This is a genomic window from Vallitalea maricola, assembly GCF_036985595.1.
Lineage (GTDB): Bacteria > Bacillota > Clostridia > Lachnospirales > Vallitaleaceae > Vallitalea > Vallitalea maricola.
Window position 1 is genome coordinate 24,425 of record NZ_BTPU01000055.1, and the last position, 23,234, is coordinate 47,658.

Here is a 23,234-nt window from a genome sequence, read left to right on the forward strand (position 1 = left end):
AGGGAGATATTTTATGAATAAATATGTTAAGAATGAGATTAAAAAGTCATTTGCTTTTATTTTAGGTGGTATCATCATTGGTGTGCTTGGTTATTTCCAAGATGGTAAGGATCAAAAAAGTTTGTATGCTCTTTGTTTAGCATTTACAATTATTGGAATTGCTCAAATAGCAATTTATCTATCGGTTAGAAATAAACCTGAATACGTTGATAGAATTAAAGCTGAAAAAGAAGAACGAAGTGTTTTTATACGTGATAAGGCAGGCAAATCTGCTTTTTGGATTACATTTGGTGCAATAGCCATATCTAGTAATCTTAGCTATTTTACAAAATTGACTGTTGGTGAGTATGGAAATATTATCCTGATTTTAATGTGTATCGTTTATTTTTCATTTTTCTTTTATAATCTAAAGAAATATTAGAACTTCTACTGGCTCAAGAGTGGCATATAAGTAAGAAGGGGCTGTCTGATAATACATTTTTCAACGTCAATATCAAGGAAGCTAAACCTAGTCTATCTTCCAAAGCTTTTAGCCATCTCCAAAAAATGTATTATCAGACAGCCCCTTTATTGCACAGCCGTTGTCTGTTTTACTTACTTTTTTATTTATTTGGCAATCAAGTTATTTAATCTTTCTTTTACTTGTTCCATCATACTTGAATATTTTTCAAGCTTCGCTTTTTCTTCGGCAACTACTTTTTCAGGTGCTTTGCTAACAAATCGTTCATTAGCTAATTTTTTATTTACACGGTCTAATTCACTTTCAAGTTTCTTTTCTTCAGCTTTCAATCTTTCTATCTCTTTTTCAATATCTACAAGTTCAGCGAAAGGCATAAATATAGTTGCATCTTCTATAACAGTCGATACTGCGTCATTATCAATACCGTCTTTGTTGTTTTGAATAACTACTTCGTTAGCATATCCAAGTGTTGCAAAGAATACTTTTCCTTTTTGGAATGTATTTCTTACTTCTTCTTTATCGGATACAACAAAAACTTTTGCTTTCTTTGATGGTGGTACGTTCATCCCCGCTCTTACATTTCTAATACTTCTTACAGCTTGTTTAATCAATTCGATTTCTGATTCTTCTGCTGTAAAATTCCATTCTTCTTTAAATTCTGGCCATTCAGAAACCATAATGGATTCTTCTTTATCTTGAATGAAAGTAAATATTTCTTCAGTAATGAATGGCATATATGGGTGTAATAGCTTAAGTGATGTTATTAATACATTTTTAAGTGTCCATAATGCGGCTGCTTTGGTATCGTCATCATCATTGTATAATCTAGGTTTTACCATTTCAATATACCAATCACAGAATTCTTCCCAGATAAAGTCGTATAATTTTGCTACAGCAATACCCAACTCATATTTTTCCATGTTTTCTGTAACATCTTTTACTAAAGTATTGGCTTTAGATAGTATCCATCTATCTGCTGGTGTCAATTCATCTAATGCTACTTCTCTTTCTTCTATATTTTCAAGATTCATTAATATAAATCTAGATGCATTCCATATTTTGTTGGCAAAGTTTCTACTTGCTTCAACTTTTTCATCGTAATAACGCATATCATTTCCAGGTGCGTTACCAGTCATTAATGTCAATCTTAGAGCATCTGCTCCGTATTGCTTAACTACTTCTAATGGATCAATACCATTTCCAAGGGATTTACTCATTTTTCTACCTTGTGAATCTCTCACAAGACCATGTATAAGTACTGTATCAAAAGGTACTTCACCCATGAATTCCATTGAAGAGAATACCATTCTAACTACCCAGAAGAAAATGATATCATATCCTGTTACCAATACATTAGTTGGGAAGAAATATCCTAATTCATCAGTATTCTCAGGCCAGCCAAGTGTTGAGAAAGGCCATAATGCTGAACTGAACCATGTATCAAGTGAATCTTCATCTTGATGGAACTTGGTACCAGAACATTTAGTACATTTTTCAGGTGCTTCTTTACTTACAATGATTTCTCCACAATCTTCACAATAGTAAGCTGGGATACGATGTCCCCACCATAACTGTCTTGATATACACCAGTCTCTAATATTTTCTAACCAATGTAGATATATCTTACCATATCTCTCTGGCACGAATTTTAAATCACCAGATTTTAGAGCTCTGATTGCAGGTTTTGCCAATTCTTCCATCTTAACAAACCATTGTTGTTTTATCATTGGTTCAATAACGCTTTTACATCTATCATGCATCCCTACATTATGTGTATGTTCTTTAACCTTTACAAGTAATCCTTGTTCATCTAGGTCTTTTACCATTTGTTTTCTTGCTTCGTATCTATCTAATCCTTGATATTTTCCACCATTTTTATTGATGGAACCGTCATCATTCATTATATTTATCTGTTCTAGATTATGTCTGAGTCCAACTTCAAAGTCATTAGGGTCATGAGCTGGTGTAATCTTAACTACTCCTGTTCCAAATTCCTTATCTACATACTTATCTGCTACTACAGGTATTTCTTTATTAACTAATGGTAGAATTACTTTTTTACCAATAAGATCGCTATAACGTTCATCGTCAGGATGTACAGCTACTGCAGTATCTCCTAGCATAGTTTCTGGTCTTGTTGTTGCAATCTCAACAAAATCATCTGAACCTACTATGGGATATTTAATATGCCAAAAATGTCCATTTTTTTCTTCATGTTCAACTTCTGCCTCTGATATTGTAGTTTGACAAACTGGACACCAGTTAACTAACTTGGAACCTTTGTAGATATAACCTTTGTTGTAATACTTGATGAATACTTCTTCAACAGCCTCAGATAATCCTTCATCTAGAGTAAATCTCTCTCTGTCCCAATCACAAGATGAACCTAATTTCTTAAGCTGATCAACTATTACTCCACCGTATTCTTCTTTCCACTGCCAAGCTCGTTCTAGAAATTTTTCTCTTCCGATATCTTCTTTAGTAATTCCTTCTTCAGCCATTTTCTTAACAATTTTTACTTCTGTAGCAATACTTGCATGGTCTGTTCCTGGTTGCCATAAGGCACTATGACCCTGCATTCTTTTGAACCTAATAAGAATATCCTGCATAGTATTATCAAGAGCATGCCCCATATGTAGCTGCCCTGTAATGTTTGGTGGTGGAATCACAATGGAAAATGGTTTCTTAGTTCTGTCTACTTCTGCATGAAAATATTTCTTGTCCATCCATTTCTGATATAATCTTCCTTCTACCTTAGAAGGATCGTAAGTTTTATCTAAATTTTTAGCCATAACTTGCCTCCTATATATTTTTTAAAATTATTTTTAGTCCCTTTGATAAAGATTGCATGATTATCTATAGTGGTAAAATTAAATTTAACTAAATAGTACAATTATTATTACACCAACTACTACTAATAATGCTCCAATTATTCTAGTAACAATAGTTCCGTTATTCAACAACGCTAAGAATTCCTCATTATCGTTCCTATTAGGATTATAATCTAATTTCTTCTTATTCCTTTTATACATAAGCTTTGCACCATAAAAAATAATTGCGCCAACTACTACTAAAATAATGCCTATTATTTTCATTTAATCACCTCATCAAAAATAGTTTCCTAAAAATAAAAAAATCCCATCATCCCCTATAAGGACGATAAGACCGTGGTACCACCTTAATTCTTAAATGTATCAGCATAGCTAATACCAAATAAGCACTTAATAACCATTAACGGAGTCATCCGATCTATCCTACTGTAGTTTCAGATAAATTGCTAAAAAGCTACCTTCTGTTTGTCATATCATAGAAAATTTCTCAGCTACCTGAACTAAGTTCAAAGTAATTTTCCTCTCTGTAAGCCGTATCAAACATACTCCTCTTTCTCACTGCATTTATACTATCTATTACTAATTATATTATATGGTATTATAATATTTTTTGTTTGTCAAGGCTATTTTATTTTTATCTTTTCCTAACATATATAATAAAATTTCAAAACAATCAATTTTGCTACTAAGAAGAAAAAAAGTTTTGTGAATATACCACAATTGCTATAAAGCAAAACTCTTTTTCTGACTTGCTTGCATCAATGTAATAATCTTAAAATAATAAATTTATAATTATATAATTACATCATCAATAATCTTAGTTATATCCTTTTCATTAGTAGTATCATTATTCTTGACATCAATCAGTATTTTGGTTATAAGCTGTATTTCATTATTATATTGTTCCAAAGTATTTTTTAGAGTTTTTTTATCCTGCTTTATCTTTTCCATGCCAGTGTGTCTATTCTCTTTATTATAATATATATCAATGTTATCCAAGATATAGTTAATTGATTGGATACCATGTTTTTTAAGTACTCTTTCAATATCATCTTCCAAAATAATTATATTGCCTGATATTTTATGTATATTACTTTTATCTTTTTTATTTTGCTGAAATTGTTTCCATCTATCTTCTAACATATCTCCACTTTTAACGTTATATTTATTATATTCATAAGCAAGGAACTGTTCATTATTAACATATTTCAGTTTAACTTTATTCAGAAGCTCAACTGCCCTATGCATCAATAAATTATTTTTCTTAATTTCATGTATGACATATCTTCTGAAAATATATATCCACAAACTAAAAAATCCGATAATAACAATCATAATTATTGAAGGAATAAAAATATCAACATCATTATTAATATACATAAAACTTAATATCAATGTAGAAAAAGCAAAAATGGTTAATAACCCAATCATCAATATCTTAACAAATTTCTGTGCCTTAATTAATCTATCTTTACCATAGAGCAAATCACCTTTTTCTCCCTCAATATATGTAATATCATTTTTGACATCTCGTTGTCGTTGTTCAACACTTTTTATGTTCTTAATTACATCATTTATATTTTCCTCATAATCCTGAAGATAATCAAATTGTTGTCCTGCCCCCTTTATTCTATCCACATATTCTACTTTATCATTTTTAATAGCAATATAATTATTAGAACAATTCTCAAATTCTGCTAATTGCTTTTTATTCATTTTTTCAATCTGCTGAATACTGGTGTGAATCTTATTCAATCTATCATATTCTGCTATTACCTGTTCTTTATCCTTATACGTATTTTTCAGTTTGTTACACAATTCATTTGTATTTTCTACATCATTATAAATATTATTGATATCGACTCCAAGATAATTTCTTTCATCAATATCAGCAATAACTTTTTTGGTAAATATGTTCTTTAAGTTTGCTATTAGTCCCATTTAGTTACCTCTTTCATTTTCGGCATTATGATTAACAGTAAATCAGATAATTGCATAATAACTAAATGTAATTATGCAGTTATCTAAAATAAATATTATTTTAATCCTCTATATATTTATTATATTGTTCACCTAATTAAGTGTCAAGAATAGTGTCAATTAATGTTTATTATTTCAGATATTGGTAATACTAATTTTTATTGGTAATACTAATTTTATTAATAGGTAATATTAAATAATTGATTAAAAGGTGGAATTATGTATAAAAAAATAATTTGTATTTTTCTTATACCTATAATATTAACTACAGGTTGTTGGGATTCAAAGGATATTAATGATAAAGCAATAATTATTTCAGTAGGTGTTGACTATGTAAACAATCTCATAGAGTTTACTGGTGAAATTGTAAAACTTACTAAGACATCACAAGATACTGAAACTAGATATGAAACTCCGGGTGTATATAATATGTTAGCATATGGTAAAAACTTTGAAGAAGCTAGAGTGAATCTTGATTCAATAAATCCTTTTGATCCCTTCCTAGGAGCATGTCGAATTGTTATGTTTAGTAAAAATTATGCAAAACTTGGCATAGAATCCTACTTAAATAGAGTCGATAGTCTATATGATTATAGGAAAACAGTACTTACTGTAGTTACTCGTGAACCACCTCAAGAAATATTCAATATTAAGACAGATAAAGCCATAGCTATTGGTTTTCTCGTAGATAATTTACTAGTACAATTAGAAAAAAAAGGAAAATGTATATGTCCTGATGTAGGTGATTTACTATCTGATATTGCTTTTGGATCATTAGGATACATCATGCCATATATTGGTAAAGAGTTTAATGATATTAAGTACTTAGGATTCGCAGTATTAAAAGATTCTAAATTAATTGATATTATTGATATTGCTGATACGAACCCACTATTATATATATTAGCCAAAAATCCTATATTAGTAGAACTAATACCTAACCCCATAGATAATAAAAATAACTATTCATTTCGAACTAGTATTGGTAAAAGAAAGATTTCAACAACTTATAAAAATGATACTGTTATTATTAATATTAAGCTTAATTTAGAAGCCGAGTTAAGGTATCAATATCATATTAAGAAAATAACAAATAACATGATCAGAGACTTAGAAAATAAAATATCCTCAAAGGTCAGTAATGAAATTTTTAATATGATTACTAAAGCCCAGAAAGAATTTCAATGTGATATCTTTGATTTTGGCAAAAAATTTAAATCTGAGCATTATCATCAATTCAAAAAAATAAATTGGGAAGATGCCTTTTTAACTGCCAAAATAAATGTTACCACTAACACCAAAATAATTAACAAGAACTTAAAAAGTGGTGAGAAAAAGGAGTGAAATTATTGAAAGATACACTTACTAACAAACAAATAGCCTTTATTGTTTTTGGGGCTACTGCAGGATATGCTATTATTTCACTTCCTAAAAGTATTGGAGAAACAGCAGGGACTGGCGGTTGGATTTTCATTGTTATTGGTATTTGTACGATGATTATATCCAGTTATGTCATTGTTTATTTAGGACATAGCTTTCCGAATAAAACAATCTTTGAATATATGCCCCTTCTTACCGGAAAGATCATCTCCTCTTTAATAATAATCATCATTATTATATATGAAATTATAGCATACTCCTTTATCATTCGATTAACAAGCGAAACAATAAAACTTACCATGTTAATTCAAACACCTGTATGGGCATTAGCTGTATTAATCGGAAGCGTTGCATTTTATACGCTAACAAAAAGTTTAATAACTCTAGGGAGAATTGCAGAAATATTTGGATTAATTGTTATTATATGGGCAATAGCTATTACTATAACTATTTTTACACAAGGAAATCTAACCAATATTAAGCCCATTTTTGAATTCAGAGATATCGACTATATTGAGGGTCTGTCAGTTGCTGCATTTTCCATGGTAGGAATAGATTTAATAACTGTCATACCCATCAATAAGGCAAACAAAAAACTTTTTCGGCATGTACTAATTATTTTATTAATCGTATGTTTAATATATGTACTGATTATTGAAAGCTGTATCTCTATTATGGGAATTGAAAATATTGTACACTATGATGAAACTCTTTATGCTACAGTTAGAAGAATTGAACTGGCTGATTTACAATTTTTAAAAAGATTAGATAGCGTTTTTATAATCGTATGGCTTATGGCTGTATATTGTTCCATACTATATGAGGCTTATATAGCAACTACCCTTTTTTCCAAATTAGTTAAAGGTAAAAAGAACAATATACTTTTGCTTACATTATTTTTATCTTTAATCGTATGCCTTGCACCACCAAGTATCGAAATAACGAAAAATATTCTACGCTATGCCAGTTACGTAGGTGTATTTATTAATGTGATTTTACCGTTTATATTATTAATATTACTGATTATTAAAAAACATCGAAAAAAAATTTCTACAGAGATTAGTAAAAAATATTATAAGGGATGTCATATAAATGAAACTTAACAAATATAATCATATACTTAATCCAGAAAAATTAAAAGAAGTAAATATCACCTCAAGATATCTTTCTGTGAATAATACCACGGTTATTATACTCTATATTCAGCAACTCACTGATAGAGCTGAACTTACATCAAATATTATTAAGCCTTTATTACTAAATAGTAGTCGAAATATCACCATTGCTAAGATTATAAGCTCAGTTATTTATATGGATGACGTTATGACAGACAATAATGAGAATAAAATAATTGACTATATTCTAAAAGGTCAGTCTGTTATTATAATTCCTAGTGACGAAAAATATATCGTTGCAAATACTTTGAAAATTGAAAAACGACAGGTACAGGATCCTAACATTGAAAGTACGATAAAAGGTGCAAGAGATGCATTTACTGAAAATTATAATGATAATCTCTCTTTAATTCGTTACCGGTTAAAAGATCCACAGCTTAGAATTGATGAATTTACTGTTGGGCAAAGAACCCATACAACTGTTGCTGTCATCTATATTAAAGACATTGCTAACGATCAATTAGTTCATTCAGTTAAAACCAAAATTTCCAAAATAAATATTGATGGTATATTAGAATCGGGCTATATTCAAAAGTTCATTATAAATAAAGCTTATAATTTTTTTCCCCAATGTGGAATTGTTGAACGTTCTGATACTGCATGTGCCAATATTCTTGAAGGTAGGGTAATTATTCTTGTAGAAGGTGGAAATCTGGCATTAGTTGTACCCAAAACTTTTATTGAATTTATTGATGCTGGTGATGATCACTATGACAATATTTATGTTAGTATGTTTTCAAAATTTATACGTATTTTGTGTTTTAGTATTTCCATATTTCTAACCTCATTATATGTGGCAGTAGTCAGCTTTCATCCAGATAGTCTACCGCCTCTATATATTATAAGTCTAGCTAGTTCAAGAGCTGCTGTACCTTTTAATGCCGCTTTGGAAGCATTTTTAATGGAATTAGTGGCAGAAATTCTTAGAGAGGCTAGTATAAGACTACCTAAGCAAATAGGTCCAGCTATTGGTATAGTAGGAACTATCGTTATTGGTCAAGCTTCAGTTAGTGCAGGTTTAATTAGTCCCTTATTAGTTATCATTGTATCTCTGTCTGTAATGGGGTCATTTGCGACTTCTGATTATTCCATTACCAATATTATAAGGATTCTAAAGTTTACGATGATTATTATAACTAGTATTTATGGATTAGTTGGTTTTACAATGGGAATGATTCTAATAGCTGTTAACATTATTTCTATTGATATATTTGGTGTATCCTATGTTGCGCCTTTATCACCATTAAACTTAAAATCTTTAAAAGACTTATTCCTTAGTGATTTAAGTCTATCAAAAAAAAGACCTGAACATGTAAAATCCAAAGATAGTACAAAGCAATAATCACTGAATGGTGTCAATTAATGTTTATTCTTTCATTTATTGGTAATACTAATTTTATTAATAAGCAACATGAATAAATTGATTAAAAGGTGGAATTATGTATAAAAAAATAATTTGTATTTTTCTTATACCTATGATATTAACTACAGGTTGTTGGGATTCAAAGGATATTAATGAGAAAGCAATTACTATCTCAGTAGGTATTAACTCTGTAAACAATCTTATACAATTTACTGGTGAAATTGTAAAACTTACTAAGACCTCACAAGAAACTCAAACTAGATATAATACACCGGGTATATATAATGTGTATGCATATGGTAAAACTTTTGAAGAAGTTAGGAGGAAACTTGAATCAATGAATCCTTTTGATGTCTTTCAAGGAGCATGTCGAATTGTTATGTTTAGTGCAAGTTATGGAAAACTTGGTATAGAACCCTACTTAAATAGAATTGATAGTCTATATGATTATAGGAAAACTGTACTTCTTGTAATAACTCGTGAACCCCCTGAAGAGCTATTCAATGTTAAAACAGATAAAGCCATAGCTATTGGTTTTCTAGTAGATAATTTACTATCACAATTAAAAGAAAAAGGTAAATCTATTTGTCCCAATGTAGGTGAATTACTATCTGATATTGCTTTTGGATCATTAGGTTACGTTATGCCGTATATTGGTAAAGAATTTGGCGATATTAAGTATCTAGGATTAGCAGTATTAAAAAATTCTAAATTAATTGATATTATTGATATTACTGATACGAAACCTATATTATATATATTAGCTAAGGATCCTACATTAATTGAACTTATATCCAATCCTATAGATGCTGAAAATAAATATTCATTTCGAATTAGTATTGATAAAAGAAAAATCTCAACAGCTTATAAAAATGATACTGTTATTATTAACATAGATCTTAATTTAGATGCTGAGCTACGATATCAATATCATATTCAGAAAATAACAAATGATATGATCAAATACTTAGAAAAAGAAATATCTTCAAAAATAAGTAATGATATTTTTAATATGATTAGGAAAGCTCAAAAAGAATTTGAATGTGATATTTTCTCTTTTGGAAGATATTTTAAAGCTTACCATTATAAACAATTTAGAAAAATGAATTGGGAAGATGCCTTTTTAACTGCCAAAATAAATGTTAACGTTAATACTAAAATAGTTAATAAGAACTTAAAAAGTTTTGAGGAAAAGGAATGATGTAATTGAAGGAAACCCTCACTAACAAACAAATAGCCTTTATTCTTTTTGGAGCTACTCTAGGTTTTGCAGTTATTTCACTTCCTAGATCCATTGCAGAAAAGGGAGGAACTAGCGGTTGGATTTTTATCGTTATTGGTACTATGACCATGATTGTGTTTGGCTATGTAGTTGTTTATTTCGGACATACCTTTCCGAATAAAACAATTACTGAATATATGCCTATTCTTACTGGGAAATTCATCTCTAATGTGATAATAATCATGATTATTATATATGAAATTACTTCACTCTCCTTTATCACTCGATTGACAAGTGAAACAATGAAACTGACAATGTTACTTGAAACACCTATATGGGCATTATCTTTAATATTGTTAATCGTTGCATTTTACACCCTTACAAAAAGTTTAATAACTCTAGGGAGAATTGCTGAAATATTTGGAGTGATTATTATTATATGGGGGTTAGCTATTACGCTAACTATTTTTACGCAAGGCAGGCTAATCAATGTTAAGCCCATTTTTGAATTCAGTGATATGGATCTTATTGGCGGTCTGTCAGTTATTAGCTTTTCCATCATAGGAATTGAGACATTAACCGTCATACCTATAAATAAAAAAAACAAAAAACTTTTTAGATATATAGTATCTATTCTATTGATTATTAGTCTATTATATATACTTATGTGCGAAAGCTGTATATCCGTTATGGGTGTTGAAGGTGTTGTACACTATAAAGAAACTGTATATGCTACAATTCGAAGAATTGAACTCCCCGAGTTACAATTTTTAAAAAGATTAGATGGTGGTTTTATTATAGTATGGCTTATGGGTATATACTGCTCGATACTATATGAGGCTTATGTAACAACTTACCTTATATCCAAGTTAGTTAAAGTTAAGAAAAACAAAATACTATTGATTACTTTATTTTTATCTTTGATTATATGCCTTACACCTCCAACTCGACAAATAACGGAAAATTTACTAGAATATGTTGGTTACTTAGGGGTATTTATTAATATTGTTATACCTTCTTATTTATTAATACTGCTGCTCATTAGTAAATATGGAAAAAATTCAGAAAAAAGGTCATTAAATAATGAAACTGAACAAAATAATTATTGATAATACTATAAGCTCAATCTATATGGATGATATTATGTTAGATACCTATGAGAATAACTAATAAAATAGTGCAGGTATAGGTTAATTGTTTTTATTACTAGAAAATAATTGTAATTTAATTATTAGTTATTCTAATCTATTTTTATTAAAATTAATTATGATAAATTCATAAATTGTTGTTACATACTAATTATCAATATTACTTGCATTTTTAATGTTAATGGGTATAATAATACATATAAAGGAAGTGATTAAAGTGTCGAATAAAAGTCATTTTCATGGTAGTGATCTAGAAAAAATAGAATCTATATATAAAATAAATAAATATGATATTATTAATTTCAGTGGTAATGTTAATCCACTAGGTGTCTCAAGAAATCTAATAGATCTACTATCGAAAAATGTTCATGTTATAGGAATGTATCCTGACAGAGAATATACTAGGTTAAGAAAACAATTGGAAAAATACATAGGTGTTAATTATGAAAATATCATAGTTGGTAACGGGTCAACTGAACTTATTTCCATATTCATTAATATCATCAAACCAACAAAAGCTCTTATTGTGGGTCCTACATATTCAGAATATGAAAGAGAAATCTCAATAGGTGGTGGTTTTTCTAATTATTATTCTTTGAAAGAAGAACTTGATTTCAAGATAGATATTAAAGATTTATTATCAAATATTACTGATGATATGGATTTACTGGTTATATGTAATCCTAATAACCCTACATCAACATCAATTTATTCTGAAGACATAAAATGCATATTAGAATATTGTCATGAAAAAAATATTTATGTTATGGTAGATGAAACATATATAGAATTCACAAAAGAAATGGATAAAATTACTTCTGTTGGACTTACATATTCATATGATAATTTGTTTATAACTAGAGGAGTTTCAAAATTCTATGCTTCACCTGGATTAAGATTAGGATACGGTATCTGTGGTAATAAATCCATTATGGAAAAGATTAATAGTCTAAAGAATCCTTGGACAATCAACTCTTTAGCAAGTTTTGCTGGTGAAGTTATGTTTGAAGATGAAGGATATATCAAACTTACTAAAGATTTCATTGAACAAGAACGTAATAGAATATACACCGAATTAAATAGCTGGAAAGATATTAAAGTTTTTCCACCAACAGCTAATTTTATTTTAATTAAGATATTAAGAGATGATATTGATTCACATGAATTATTTGAAACATTAATAAAGAAAAAAATTATGATTAGAGATGCTTCTACATTTCCATTTCTCAACTCACAATTTTTCCGCTTTTGTTTTATGAATAAAGAACAAAATGATTTAATACTAGATGAATTATCTAGAATATTTAATTAGGCAAGCCATAAGGCTTGCCTATAATATACTGATAGTTAAATTTATTTTGAACCTTCAACAATTGCAATACCTGCACTTGCACCTATTCTATCAGCTCCAGCATCTATAACAGCTTTAGCCTTTTCATAATCTCTGACACCACCAGAAGCTTTTACATTTGCTTTTTCTTTAACTGTTTTCTTCATTAGTGAAACATCTTCTACGGTTGCTCCACCTTTACTAAATCCAGTTGATGTCTTAACAAATTCTGCTCCTGCTTTAACAGATAATTCACAAACCTTAATTTTTTCATCTTGTGTCAATAAAAATGTTTCAATAATTACTTTAACCAACGCTTTATTTTTACAAGCCTCAACAACACCTTTGATATCTTCATAAACATAGTCATAATCCTTGTCCTTCAATGCACCAATATTAATAACCATATCTATTTCATTAGCGCCATGGCCAATAGCTAATTTAGTTTCAAAAACCTTTACTTCGGTTGGCACAGCACCCAGTGGAAATCCTACTACTGTACACACTTTTACATCAGAACCTTGTAAATGTTCTTTCACTAATTTGGTTCTAAATGCATTTACGCATACTGAAGCAAAATTATATTGTTTTGCCTCTTCACATATTTTAATGACTTGTTCTTTTGTTGCATCCGGTTTAAGTATTGTGTGGTCTATGTAACTAGCTATATTCATATTTAATCCCTCCTATAAAAAATTGTATTATTCCACAAAAGCAAAATGTCTAATACTCTATACTAAATTACTTTTTGTGGATTAATCATAATTGTTATTATGTCATAAAAATCAAGTTTAATTATAGTTTACCTTTACATATTACTATAGTCAATAAATATCTAATTTCAACTAAAATTAGTGAATATTTTAGTTAAAATTTTTAGACTATGATTGAATATAAAAAAATATATTTGGATATACTTATTACTACAGGGATACCAAATAACGATTCATTGTATGGAAGCTTTTTTATGGATAATAAATTAGCCTTTATATAAGGATCAAACAACCTTATTCTGGTCTTTATATAAAGGCTAGTGTATAAATTGGTTGTATCAGGTTACTCAGTATCCCTGTTTACAATATGTTCTCCCCCACATAAGAATACTACGCAAGTAGTATTCTCTTTTTTATTATTTACTGCTAAAAATATTCAACTTATTTTTTAGCAATAATACCTGTCTTCTCATATACTAAAAGTAAGTAAAATCATGCCCAAATTAGAAGGAGAATTATGAGAAAAAGGATTTATCCAGCCGAAACATCTACTCAATCTTTTGGTCAATTATCAGTGAATACAGTCACTCAATTAGGTTTTAAGCCTATTAATTCTGCAAAAGTAACCATAAGAAAAACTACTCCTGGTAATGAAATCGTTGAAGAATTGACTACCACTAATCTTGGTAGAACAGTAACTATAGACTTAGATGCTCCACCACTTGAATATAGTCTTGAACCTAATAATCCAAAACCTTATTCAGAATATAATCTTGAAATAACTGCACCAGAATTTGAGACAGTAAAAATAGAGGGATGTCAGATATTACCAAATGAATTAGCCCTACAAGATGTAGGAATGATTCCATTAGTAGAAACATCTTCAAAAATAAAAAATCAACAACAAGAAGTTTTAGTTATTGGTCCACATACTTTATATGCAGAATATCCACCTAAAATTCCAGAAAGTGAAGTAAAGGATGACGTTGAAGATAGTTTTATTGTATTAAACAAGCCTGTTGTACCAAGTATTATTATTGTTCATGATGGATCACCTGACGATGCAAGTGCACCAAATTATTTTGTTCCATTTACTAATTACATTAAAAACGTAGCTTCATCTGAAATCTATTCCACTTGGCCACAAAGCACTATACAAGCAAATATACTTGCTATACTTTCCTTTACACTAAATAGAATATATACTGAATGGTATCGAGCAAAAGGGAAAAATTTTAATATTACATCTTCTACAGCATTTGATCATAAGTTTATATATGGTCGAAATATATATAGAAATATTTCAGATATCGTTGATCAACTTTTTGTTAATTACCTATCAAGACCTGGAATTGTTCAACCTATACTTACTCAATATTGTGATGGTGTAAGAGTTCAATGTGAAAATTGGATGACTCAATGGGGAAGTAAATACAGAGGTGACTTAGGAGAAGATGCCATAAAAATTCTTCGCTACTTCTATGGTAGTGATATGTATATTAATACTGCAGAAAAAGTCAGCGGAATACCTTCATCATTTCCGGGTTATAATCTGCAGCAAGGTTCAACTGGAGAACCTGTCAGAGTCATACAGCGTCAGCTTAATGCTATATCCAAAAATTATCCTGCTATTCCAACTTTAAAAGTGGATGGAGTTTTTGGTCCCAAAACCAAAGAAGCTGTAGAAATATTCCAAAAAGCGTTTTTACTTCCAGTTAATGGAATAGTTGATTACCCAACATGGTATAAAATTTCTGACATATTTGTAGCTGTTACCAGATTAGCTGAACTAGTATGAAAAACTCAACACAAATGGCTGTATACAGATATCATAGATTATTACTATTGTTACCTAAAAAACGTAATAACCTAAAAATATCTAATGCAGCCTTTGTATTGGTACTATTTATTATTCTTTTTTTATCTGTATTAAGGTAACCATCTTTCTTCATAACTAGCATTTCAACTTCTCAGTTAGTGATTTTTTGAAATCTCCCTCTAACTCTAATTACTGAATTCAAACCAATCGAAGTTGCCTACACCATAATAATCTTTGAAAACAACATAGATATCATGTATGCCGCTAGCCCCTTCTATATTTATAGATTGTTCTTCATATACATCAAATGCACCTGTAGCTTGAATTGTAAAAGTTCCTATTAATGTACCTGTAGTACTATCAAGCCTTACTTCAACTCTAGATCCTGCATATTGAGCTGGTACTGCAACATTTGTTGTTAGAAGATTATACCCTGTACTAAGGTCTATATTACTGTAACATACCCAATCACCATCATCACAACTTCCGATCATATCACCACCATTGCTTATACCACTCATACTACTGTAATTTTCTGCTTGTATTATAATAGGCTGAGTAGAAGGTGTTCCTCCGTTACCACCTTCAAGTCTAGCATTAGCCCAGTTAGCATGGTCATAATGGATATCATCACCTGCATCTTTTACTTCTAATTTTAATTCATTACCACTAGTTATATCAATATCAACATATTTTGCAGCACTAGAACCTGTCATTACATCACTATCATATTTTATAACATTATCAACATAGACTTTGAAAACAATAGTTCCATTATCATTAACATCATCATCTACCCCAATATCACTTAAAAATCTAGTATAATTACCGTTTAAGTTATATATGATAGTAGAATTTGCATGAGTACCGATTCCTTTAGCATATGTTTGTCCATTGATATTTAATGTATCTCCATCTCTATCTACATCTTTATTTGGTTCTTGATAGCCACTCCAAGAGGTCCAGTTCATATCACTTAAAAATGTACTTCCTGATGTTTCACCTGTAGTGAATTGTAAGATACCATTTGTATTGTCCTTTTCTACTCCTGATAAACAATTAGCATTGGATAATGCTACTACTTTCCAATAATATGTAGTATTAGGAGTTAATCCGTCTATTGATCTCTTAGTAGTTTCTATATTTTCATCGAAAACAATATTAGTAAAATTAGAATCTGACGCAACTAAAACGTTATAATAATCTGCACCCTCACATGGTGTCCATTCTAGTTCAACACCTGCTGCATTTAAGTCAGTATCATTATTTTGTGGGGAAACAGCAGTAAAATCGCTAAAAGCAGTATTTAAGTCAGTACGATATGCATCAACTTTTAATCCCATGTTATCAAAATCAATAGCTTGGAAATTAGGTAATTGCTGATAAATCATGGAATCTGACCTTAATTCAAAGTTGTTATTAGCTTCATCCACAAAACCTGGATTATCACTAGCGCTTAGAGTTAGATTATTATTTATAGTACCATATTGAGAAGCTTTACTAGCTATACTCATTGCTCCACTTTTATATATTACATTATTGGTGACAACATTGCCTTTTGGAATGGCTGCACTATCTTCCCATATATTAACTAACTTTGGATATAGGCTACTCCAAGGGGCTTGCTTATATGGCATAGCAATTAATCTTTTATATTGTATTCCATCAGGAGCTTGAGCAGATTCTGATGCCCAATTAAGTAATCTTTCATCAATAAATACGGACTGCCCGCAATCAATCATAACATTATTATTTATAATATTATCTCTACCACCACCAATTAAAAATGCTTTGCTACTTATGTTATAGAAGACATTACCTGTAACTTCTGCACTACTCATAGCATCATCTAAATATATACCATGAGAACCAAGACCACCTATAGTTGGTATATTATAAATATAATTATCTCTAATAATGTTACCTCTATAAGTCCAATCACGCCCTGTATAAATAGCACCTGCATCACTAGTTTCATTAACAACATCATATAATTCATTATTCTCAATTATATGATTATTACCGTAAAAATCTATCGCAAAGTGAGGTGCATTATGGATAAGATTATGACTCGCTCTATTACCAACTCCTTTTAATGAAATAGCTGGTGTATAAGTTCTGATAATACGAGCAAAATCATAGAAATGATTATTCTCTACGAAATTATTTCCTGATGTAAGAGATATTCTGTCTCCACCTGCTATGAAAACTCCTCCAGCTCCTGTTTCATAGATTTCACACCCTACAATACCATTGTTAGTTCCTCCATCAGGTACAGTAGCTGGATCAATAGTTGAATGACCTATTGATGAAGGATCTCCAATTACAACCGCTCTTTGTCCTAACCTTCTAAATGTACATTTTGCAATTAGGTTGTTAGCTGCATTAGTCATATGAATTCCATCACTACGTGATAATTCAAATGTAATATCTTCGATTGTCACATAGGAAGTTCCATCCATTTTAATTAATGGTGTATCTAGAGTTGACAGCTGTATTTTACTACTAGCTAGATTGTCCTTTGGATACAAGTACAAAATACCACTTGTCCTGTCAAGATACCATTCACCCGGAATATCAATTTCTGATAATAAATTATACGCAAAATAACGCTTACCACTACTAATACCATAGAAACTTGGATGATCAGCTTCTATCTGCTTAGAGGAAGTATTAAGATTTTTTATTTTGAGGTTATCATCTGCCCAATCCCATTTCCAATAACCGAATAACCATATTTCACCTTCATCAGCCCATCTTGAAGCTCGGGTATCAGAATATGAAAAAATAGGTCCCTGTTGATTAATATACTGGTCAGGTGATACATAACCAGAATCAGAAGGATCATCATCAACATGATTTCTTGGAATAAAACCTTGTGTACTTATACTTCCTGTAGTCATATAACCTTGGTTTGGATATCTAGCCAAAGTCATAGTTTTATTGTTAATGAATAACTCTGGTGCTGGTGGTAACTTAGGCCATCCAAAACCAGCTTTAGATATTTCTCCATATTGACTAATACCTTGTGTATTTAGATCAATCTGTAATACCTTATCCCTTGATTCTGCTGGTAGTCTATTAAGAATAGTCTGGTCTGTAACCCCTACAAAACCAGTAGAATCAATATCGTATCCCCCCATAATCCTTACATCTTCACCATTATATGCTTTGTAAATAATAGGAGAACTTTCAGTTCCTGAATCCTCAGCTGTCAATTCAAAAGAACTGCTCATATTATAGGTACCTTCTCTCAAATAAACAGTTACACCACCTGCTGGTAATGAAGAACTGCTCTTAAGAGTACGAATAGCATTTCTTGCTCCTTCTAGTGTACCAAAGGGTTCTTGCTGTGTCCCTGAATTCTGGTCGTTTCCCTCTGGTGATACATAGTAACTAATTGAAGTGTTAGCAAATACATTACTGCTAGTTAAAACTGGTGCTGCAAATACACTTAATAACGTAATAATACATAATAATGACATCAATTTGTTAATGCTTTTGTTACCCATACAAACTCCTCCAACTCTAATATTTTATTATTGATAAGTGTTATTACTTATCAAAGGTAAAGATTTATTAAGTAATACTCAAAGCATGTTTACCTAATTTTATTATAAAATATTTGGAATAATATGGAAGTGTAAATAATTGATATTAAGTACAAAATATTAACTAAATTGCACTCCATAATTAACAGTCATACATCTATATTTACGTTATTTAATTAAATTCCTATAATTCAATTAAAACTAATTAGCTGATTTATATACTTTCTTAAATCATCAAATCCTTTTTGCCAATAATCTTTATCATAGATATTTATTCCCATTTCAGTTAGTAAATAGTTTGGTGTTTTACTACATCCACTTTCAAGTAATCTTTTAAATTTATCTACAAAGACTTTACTATCATTTTTATATTTTGCATACATAGATAAAGCTAATAGATTAGAAAAACTATAGACATAAGCATAAAAAGGAGTCTTCAATATATGTGGAATCATTAACCATGTATATTTATCGTATTCTTCTATACATAAACTATCTTTATATAATAGATTTAATTCATTCAAATAAATTGAACTCATTTTATCAAATTCACAATACCCATGTTTATTAACATAATCATGAATATTCATCTCAAATTTTGTTATAACATTCATATTAAAAATTATATATAATATTGATTCTATACGTTTAGACAACAGTAATCTCTTTCTCATAACATCATTTTCTTGCTCCAACATTGATTGAAATACTAATATTTCCCCAAAAAGAGAGGCTACTTCACCTAATATAAGAGAAGGAGAATAATTTAAATAATTCTGTTTAGAGGCTAATGTTTTATGCACACCATGTCCAATCTCATGAGCTAGTGTCAATACATCTTCTAGCTTACCTCCATAATTCATCAGAATATGTGGTTTATAATCTGGTACATACGCCAAACATCTTGCACCAGAAATTTTCCCATCTTTGGACCTATAATCTATTCTTTGGTCTTTAATAATATCTATTACTATTTTACCTACTTCAAAATCAAAGTCCTGATAAGATTCCAATGTGATTTGTTTTCCATATTCCCAAGGATATTCTATACTTTCTTTATATATAGGCTCCTTAATATTTGATAGTGACAATTGTAGATTCAATTGTTTTGATTTCCACTTATAGTAATTTGATACTATATCACTATTTTCATCTATTAAATTACTTAATAACAAAATCACATCACCATCTATTTGATTCTCTTTATGATTTAATTCAATAGATGAATTACAGTTGTAGAATTTTGCTTTCAATGAGTATTGCTTAATCCTTGAATTATAAATAGATTCCAAAAGTTCTTTGTCATTTAAGTATCTCAAGAAATAAGATTGCCTAGCCTTTTTTCGTTTTTCTAACTTATCACTTAATAATAACGGAATTAATTGATGAAATTTCAGTTGTTGTTCTTTTTTATCTACTAAAATTGAAAATCTATAATTGCCTATCATTGTATCATATAAATTTATAATGGTATTCTCCCATTGCATAATGGAATCATATAATAAGGCTTCATCATTTAGACCTGATAGATTTTTATCCTCTAATTGTTTTTGCAAAAAATAATTATATGTAGTTAATTCTTTACTGTTAATAAGTTTTAGGATATCCACTTTATTAAGTTTTAGTAACTCTTTCTCCCAAAAACATAGTATATTCATTATTCTAATGCAATAATCATCTGTAACTTGTTTTATCTGTTTATTAAAGCTATTTCTTTGATTTAGATATAATTGCCAATTTGCATCTTGGACGATCTTCTTTAAAACTAAATTAATACCTTCATACTGTTCTAAAAAATTTTTCCATATATTAGGGTCTATTTCTTGGCTGACCAACTTATCTATATAATGTTCTCTTACATTTAGGGCATTACTTTCTAATTCATCTAGGTTTAAAACTAAATTATTATATTCTTCATTTGACTCCCCTAAAATTTCTGAACTCATAAAATACTATCCCCCCCTTACAATAGCACTGAATTATTAAGTAACTTTTTTAAGAACTAATTTTTCATTTTTATATTCAAACTTAACATCTATTGGCTCCATATTCAATCTATCTTTATTAGGATATTTCTTTATCTGTAATACGTTATTGCTATATCTTTTTTGTTTAGTTTTTTTATCTTTTGCAACGTATAAAAAATTATATATATCTTTCTCAAATTCAAAAATGCTCTTAATTTTATTATCCAAATTTTTCTTCTCAATAAATTCCTTTACTAATTCAATAATGTTACGATAATCAAATTTTATTTCATTATATTCTTTATCAAATAATTTTACTGTGAAATCTGGAATAGCATTTATAAATTCTTTATAAAACTTTAATAGATCTCCTTTGTAATAACTTAAAATTGTAGTATATGTTGATTTCAAAATTTGATTTCCCTTTGATATTACATAAGTAATAAATTTATCTAAATATCTCAATTCATTCCTTACATAGGTATTAAAATTATAAAATTGCGGAAATATAGTAGGGTGATTTCTTATCAGATTTAGACTTCCTTCATAATTAACCCCTTGTGCTATAGTTGTAACATAATCATCCAAGATCAATTCTTCTTTATATTGTTCATATAACTCTGTTCCTACTAAAGGAGTAAAAAGATGTAATTGTACACTTATAATCCCTTCATTATATATATTACTAATCAACTTAAGTGTTTCCTCCACATCTTTAATAGTCTCTTGTGGGAAACCATATATAAAGGATAGGGTAATATCAAAACTGTATTTTTTTAGAAGTTTTAATTGATCCATTACATCATTAACAACCAAGTTCTTATTTATAAGTTTCTGCATTCTTTGAGAACCTGTTTCTATACCTAAAAAAATTTTTTTACATCCAGCTTCATGCATCAACTGCATTACTTCTTCGTTTAGAGTATCCAATCTTGAACTACAACACCATCTGATTTTTAAATCCTCTTTGATTACTTCTTTGCAAAATTCCATTACTAATTTTTTGTTTGCTGTAAATAAATCGTGAATAAAATTAAAGTTTCTTTTATCATATTTATAATAGAAATATTTTATTTCTTCAATAAGTCTTTCTGTACTTTTCAATCTAAATTTCCGTTTCCAAAAAGTTTTTGTAGAACAATAAGTACAACTGAAGGGACAGCCTCTCCCAACTTCAATAGGCATTTCTTCTATTTCGTTAATAAAAGTCATTAAAGTATCATCATAGAATGGTAATTCATCTACATCAATTAACTCTTCCCTGATTTTAGTTTTAATCACTTTATTATTTTCCCTAAAATAAATATTCGGTACATTATTTAGATTATATTCACCAAGTAGACCTTTGACAATATTAGTTATTGTCATTTCTCCTTCTCCTATTGATATCAAATCAAAGAATTCAAAAAATTTCATTGATTCTTCAGCACACATTGATGCCTGTGGTCCACCTAGCATTATTTTAATATTATTATCTGTTTCCTTTATTAACTTACTTATCTGAATAACATTATGATATGAATTACACATAGTGTAAAACCCTATTATATCTGGTTTTTTATCTATCAAATAATGGCTTAATAATTGATAGTTGACTAAAGGATCTTTATCTTTTTTAATTGATTCTTTATTCATCAAATAATTAAAATCTACTATTTCTACATCTAAGTCATTTTCTTTTAGAATTGACGCTAGATAAATGCTTCCTAGAGAAATGGTTAAATTTCCATCGGTATTAATAGAATTAACTAATAAAATTTTTGCTTTTTTCATATGCTTTCACTTTCCTTACTTAAATCATCTCGTTTAGCTAATAACATTACCAAGCTATATTTTTCATCATCTACTTCTTGTGAATGCTCACTTTTTTGTAAGAAATGTGTAAGATCTTTCAGCTTTTCTATCAATTCATTAATCTCATTCTTATTTAATTTAACCGTACTTATACGAATCATATTTACATCATTCTTATTTTGAATTATCAGCTGGCTGATTTTTTGTAATTCATGTTTGATATAACTGATTTTTTCATCTACTTCAAAATCAATTTCATTATCAAGCTTGTCTTTATATGACGGATTGATATAATAATAGTTATCCATATAATTTTCGGTTATTTTTACAGTTTTTTGAGCCAAATAACCTTTTTTCATTAATCCAATCAACAGACTAGAGAGCTTTATTTTTGACATATTAACAACTTTTGATAAATCTGATAATCTAAGATTATTATCTTCTAAACTGGTTAGGATAATTAATTCATCACTATTCAAATCCATTTTAAAACCTCCTTAT

17 protein-coding genes and 1 other annotated feature are annotated in these 23,234 nt (G+C 29.2%); of the genes, 8 read left to right on the top strand and 9 right to left on the bottom strand.

Features of this window, described 5'->3' with window-relative positions; genetic code table 11:
* The first annotated feature begins 13 nt into the window (after positions 1–13).
* Positions 14–421: a DUF443 family protein gene (locus tag AACQ14_RS15770; protein ID WP_339364547.1), complete on the top strand. Its 408-nt coding sequence runs from the start codon at positions 14–16 to the stop codon at positions 419–421.
* A 185-nt stretch (positions 422–606) separates the two neighbouring features.
* Here the strand turns inward: AACQ14_RS15770 and AACQ14_RS15775 are convergent, their stop codons facing one another.
* From AACQ14_RS15775 to AACQ14_RS15785, 3 genes are all read right to left on the bottom strand, one after another.
* Complete coding sequence (locus AACQ14_RS15775; protein ID WP_339364548.1) at positions 607–3,252, bottom strand: valine--tRNA ligase; 2,646 nt, start codon at positions 3,250–3,252, stop codon at positions 607–609.
* Between the two features lie 84 nt (positions 3,253–3,336).
* Positions 3,337–3,555 carry a hypothetical protein gene (locus AACQ14_RS15780; RefSeq protein ID WP_339364549.1) on the bottom strand — a complete coding sequence of 73 codons (219 nt, stop codon included), beginning with the start codon at positions 3,553–3,555 and terminating at the stop codon, positions 3,337–3,339.
* 54 nt (positions 3,556–3,609) lie between these two features.
* Positions 3,610–3,859 (bottom strand) — a binding site (T-box leader).
* Positions 3,860–4,083: 224 nt separating this feature from the next.
* Positions 4,084–5,232 (bottom strand): hypothetical protein, encoded by a 1,149-nt coding sequence (locus AACQ14_RS15785; RefSeq protein WP_339364550.1) that lies wholly within the window; start codon positions 5,230–5,232, stop codon positions 4,084–4,086.
* Between the two features lie 258 nt (positions 5,233–5,490).
* Between AACQ14_RS15785 and AACQ14_RS15790 the strand changes: the two genes are divergently transcribed.
* The 6 genes from AACQ14_RS15790 (at position 5,491) to AACQ14_RS15815 (ending at position 12,871) form a co-directional block, all read left to right on the top strand.
* Complete coding sequence (locus AACQ14_RS15790) at positions 5,491–6,615, top strand: Ger(x)C family spore germination protein (protein ID WP_339364551.1); 1,125 nt, start codon at positions 5,491–5,493, stop codon at positions 6,613–6,615.
* A 5-nt stretch (positions 6,616–6,620) separates the two neighbouring features.
* The gene (locus AACQ14_RS15795) at positions 6,621–7,754 is read left to right on the top strand and encodes a GerAB/ArcD/ProY family transporter (protein ID WP_339364552.1); all 1,134 of its coding nucleotides are present in this window, start codon (positions 6,621–6,623) and stop codon (positions 7,752–7,754) included.
* Positions 7,744–9,168: a spore germination protein gene (locus tag AACQ14_RS15800; RefSeq protein WP_339364553.1), complete on the top strand. Its 1,425-nt coding sequence runs from the start codon at positions 7,744–7,746 to the stop codon at positions 9,166–9,168. Before AACQ14_RS15795 ends, AACQ14_RS15800 begins: the two co-directional genes overlap by 11 nt.
* A gap of 97 nt (positions 9,169–9,265) precedes the next feature.
* Positions 9,266–10,390 (top strand): Ger(x)C family spore germination protein, encoded by a 1,125-nt coding sequence (locus AACQ14_RS15805; protein WP_339364554.1) that lies wholly within the window; start codon positions 9,266–9,268, stop codon positions 10,388–10,390.
* A 5-nt stretch (positions 10,391–10,395) separates the two neighbouring features.
* Positions 10,396–11,520: a GerAB/ArcD/ProY family transporter gene (locus AACQ14_RS15810; protein ID WP_339364555.1), complete on the top strand. Its 1,125-nt coding sequence runs from the start codon at positions 10,396–10,398 to the stop codon at positions 11,518–11,520.
* A gap of 220 nt (positions 11,521–11,740) precedes the next feature.
* A complete protein-coding gene (locus AACQ14_RS15815; RefSeq protein WP_423247999.1) occupies positions 11,741–12,871 on the top strand; it encodes a pyridoxal phosphate-dependent aminotransferase in 1,131 nt (376 codons plus the stop codon).
* A gap of 41 nt (positions 12,872–12,912) precedes the next feature.
* Here AACQ14_RS15815 and deoC read toward each other — a convergent pair whose 3' ends face one another.
* Entirely contained in the window at positions 12,913–13,563 is a 651-nt protein-coding gene (gene deoC, locus AACQ14_RS15820; RefSeq protein WP_339364557.1) for a deoxyribose-phosphate aldolase, read from the bottom strand.
* 556 nt (positions 13,564–14,119) lie between these two features.
* On the opposite strand from deoC, the gene AACQ14_RS15825 reads away from it, so the two are divergent.
* Positions 14,120–15,400, top strand: coding sequence for a peptidoglycan-binding domain-containing protein (locus AACQ14_RS15825; protein ID WP_339364558.1), 1,281 nt, complete (start codon positions 14,120–14,122; stop codon positions 15,398–15,400).
* Positions 15,401–15,431: 31 nt separating this feature from the next.
* Here AACQ14_RS15825 and AACQ14_RS15830 read toward each other — a convergent pair whose 3' ends face one another.
* From AACQ14_RS15830 to AACQ14_RS15850, 5 genes are all read right to left on the bottom strand, one after another.
* Positions 15,432–15,554, bottom strand: a complete 123-nt coding sequence (locus tag AACQ14_RS15830) for a hypothetical protein (protein ID WP_339364559.1) — start codon at positions 15,552–15,554, stop codon at positions 15,432–15,434.
* 52 nt (positions 15,555–15,606) lie between these two features.
* Positions 15,607–18,933 (bottom strand): NPCBM/NEW2 domain-containing protein, encoded by a 3,327-nt coding sequence (locus AACQ14_RS15835; protein ID WP_339364560.1) that lies wholly within the window; start codon positions 18,931–18,933, stop codon positions 15,607–15,609.
* Positions 18,934–19,163: 230 nt separating this feature from the next.
* Complete coding sequence (locus AACQ14_RS15840) at positions 19,164–20,918, bottom strand: M3 family metallopeptidase (protein ID WP_339364561.1); 1,755 nt, start codon at positions 20,916–20,918, stop codon at positions 19,164–19,166.
* A gap of 36 nt (positions 20,919–20,954) precedes the next feature.
* Positions 20,955–22,712: a B12-binding domain-containing radical SAM protein gene (locus AACQ14_RS15845; RefSeq protein ID WP_339364563.1), complete on the bottom strand. Its 1,758-nt coding sequence runs from the start codon at positions 22,710–22,712 to the stop codon at positions 20,955–20,957.
* Entirely contained in the window at positions 22,709–23,218 is a 510-nt protein-coding gene (locus AACQ14_RS15850) for a hypothetical protein (RefSeq protein WP_339364564.1), read from the bottom strand. Before AACQ14_RS15850 ends, AACQ14_RS15845 begins: the two co-directional genes overlap by 4 nt.
* Between the last annotated feature and the right edge of the window lie 16 nt (positions 23,219–23,234).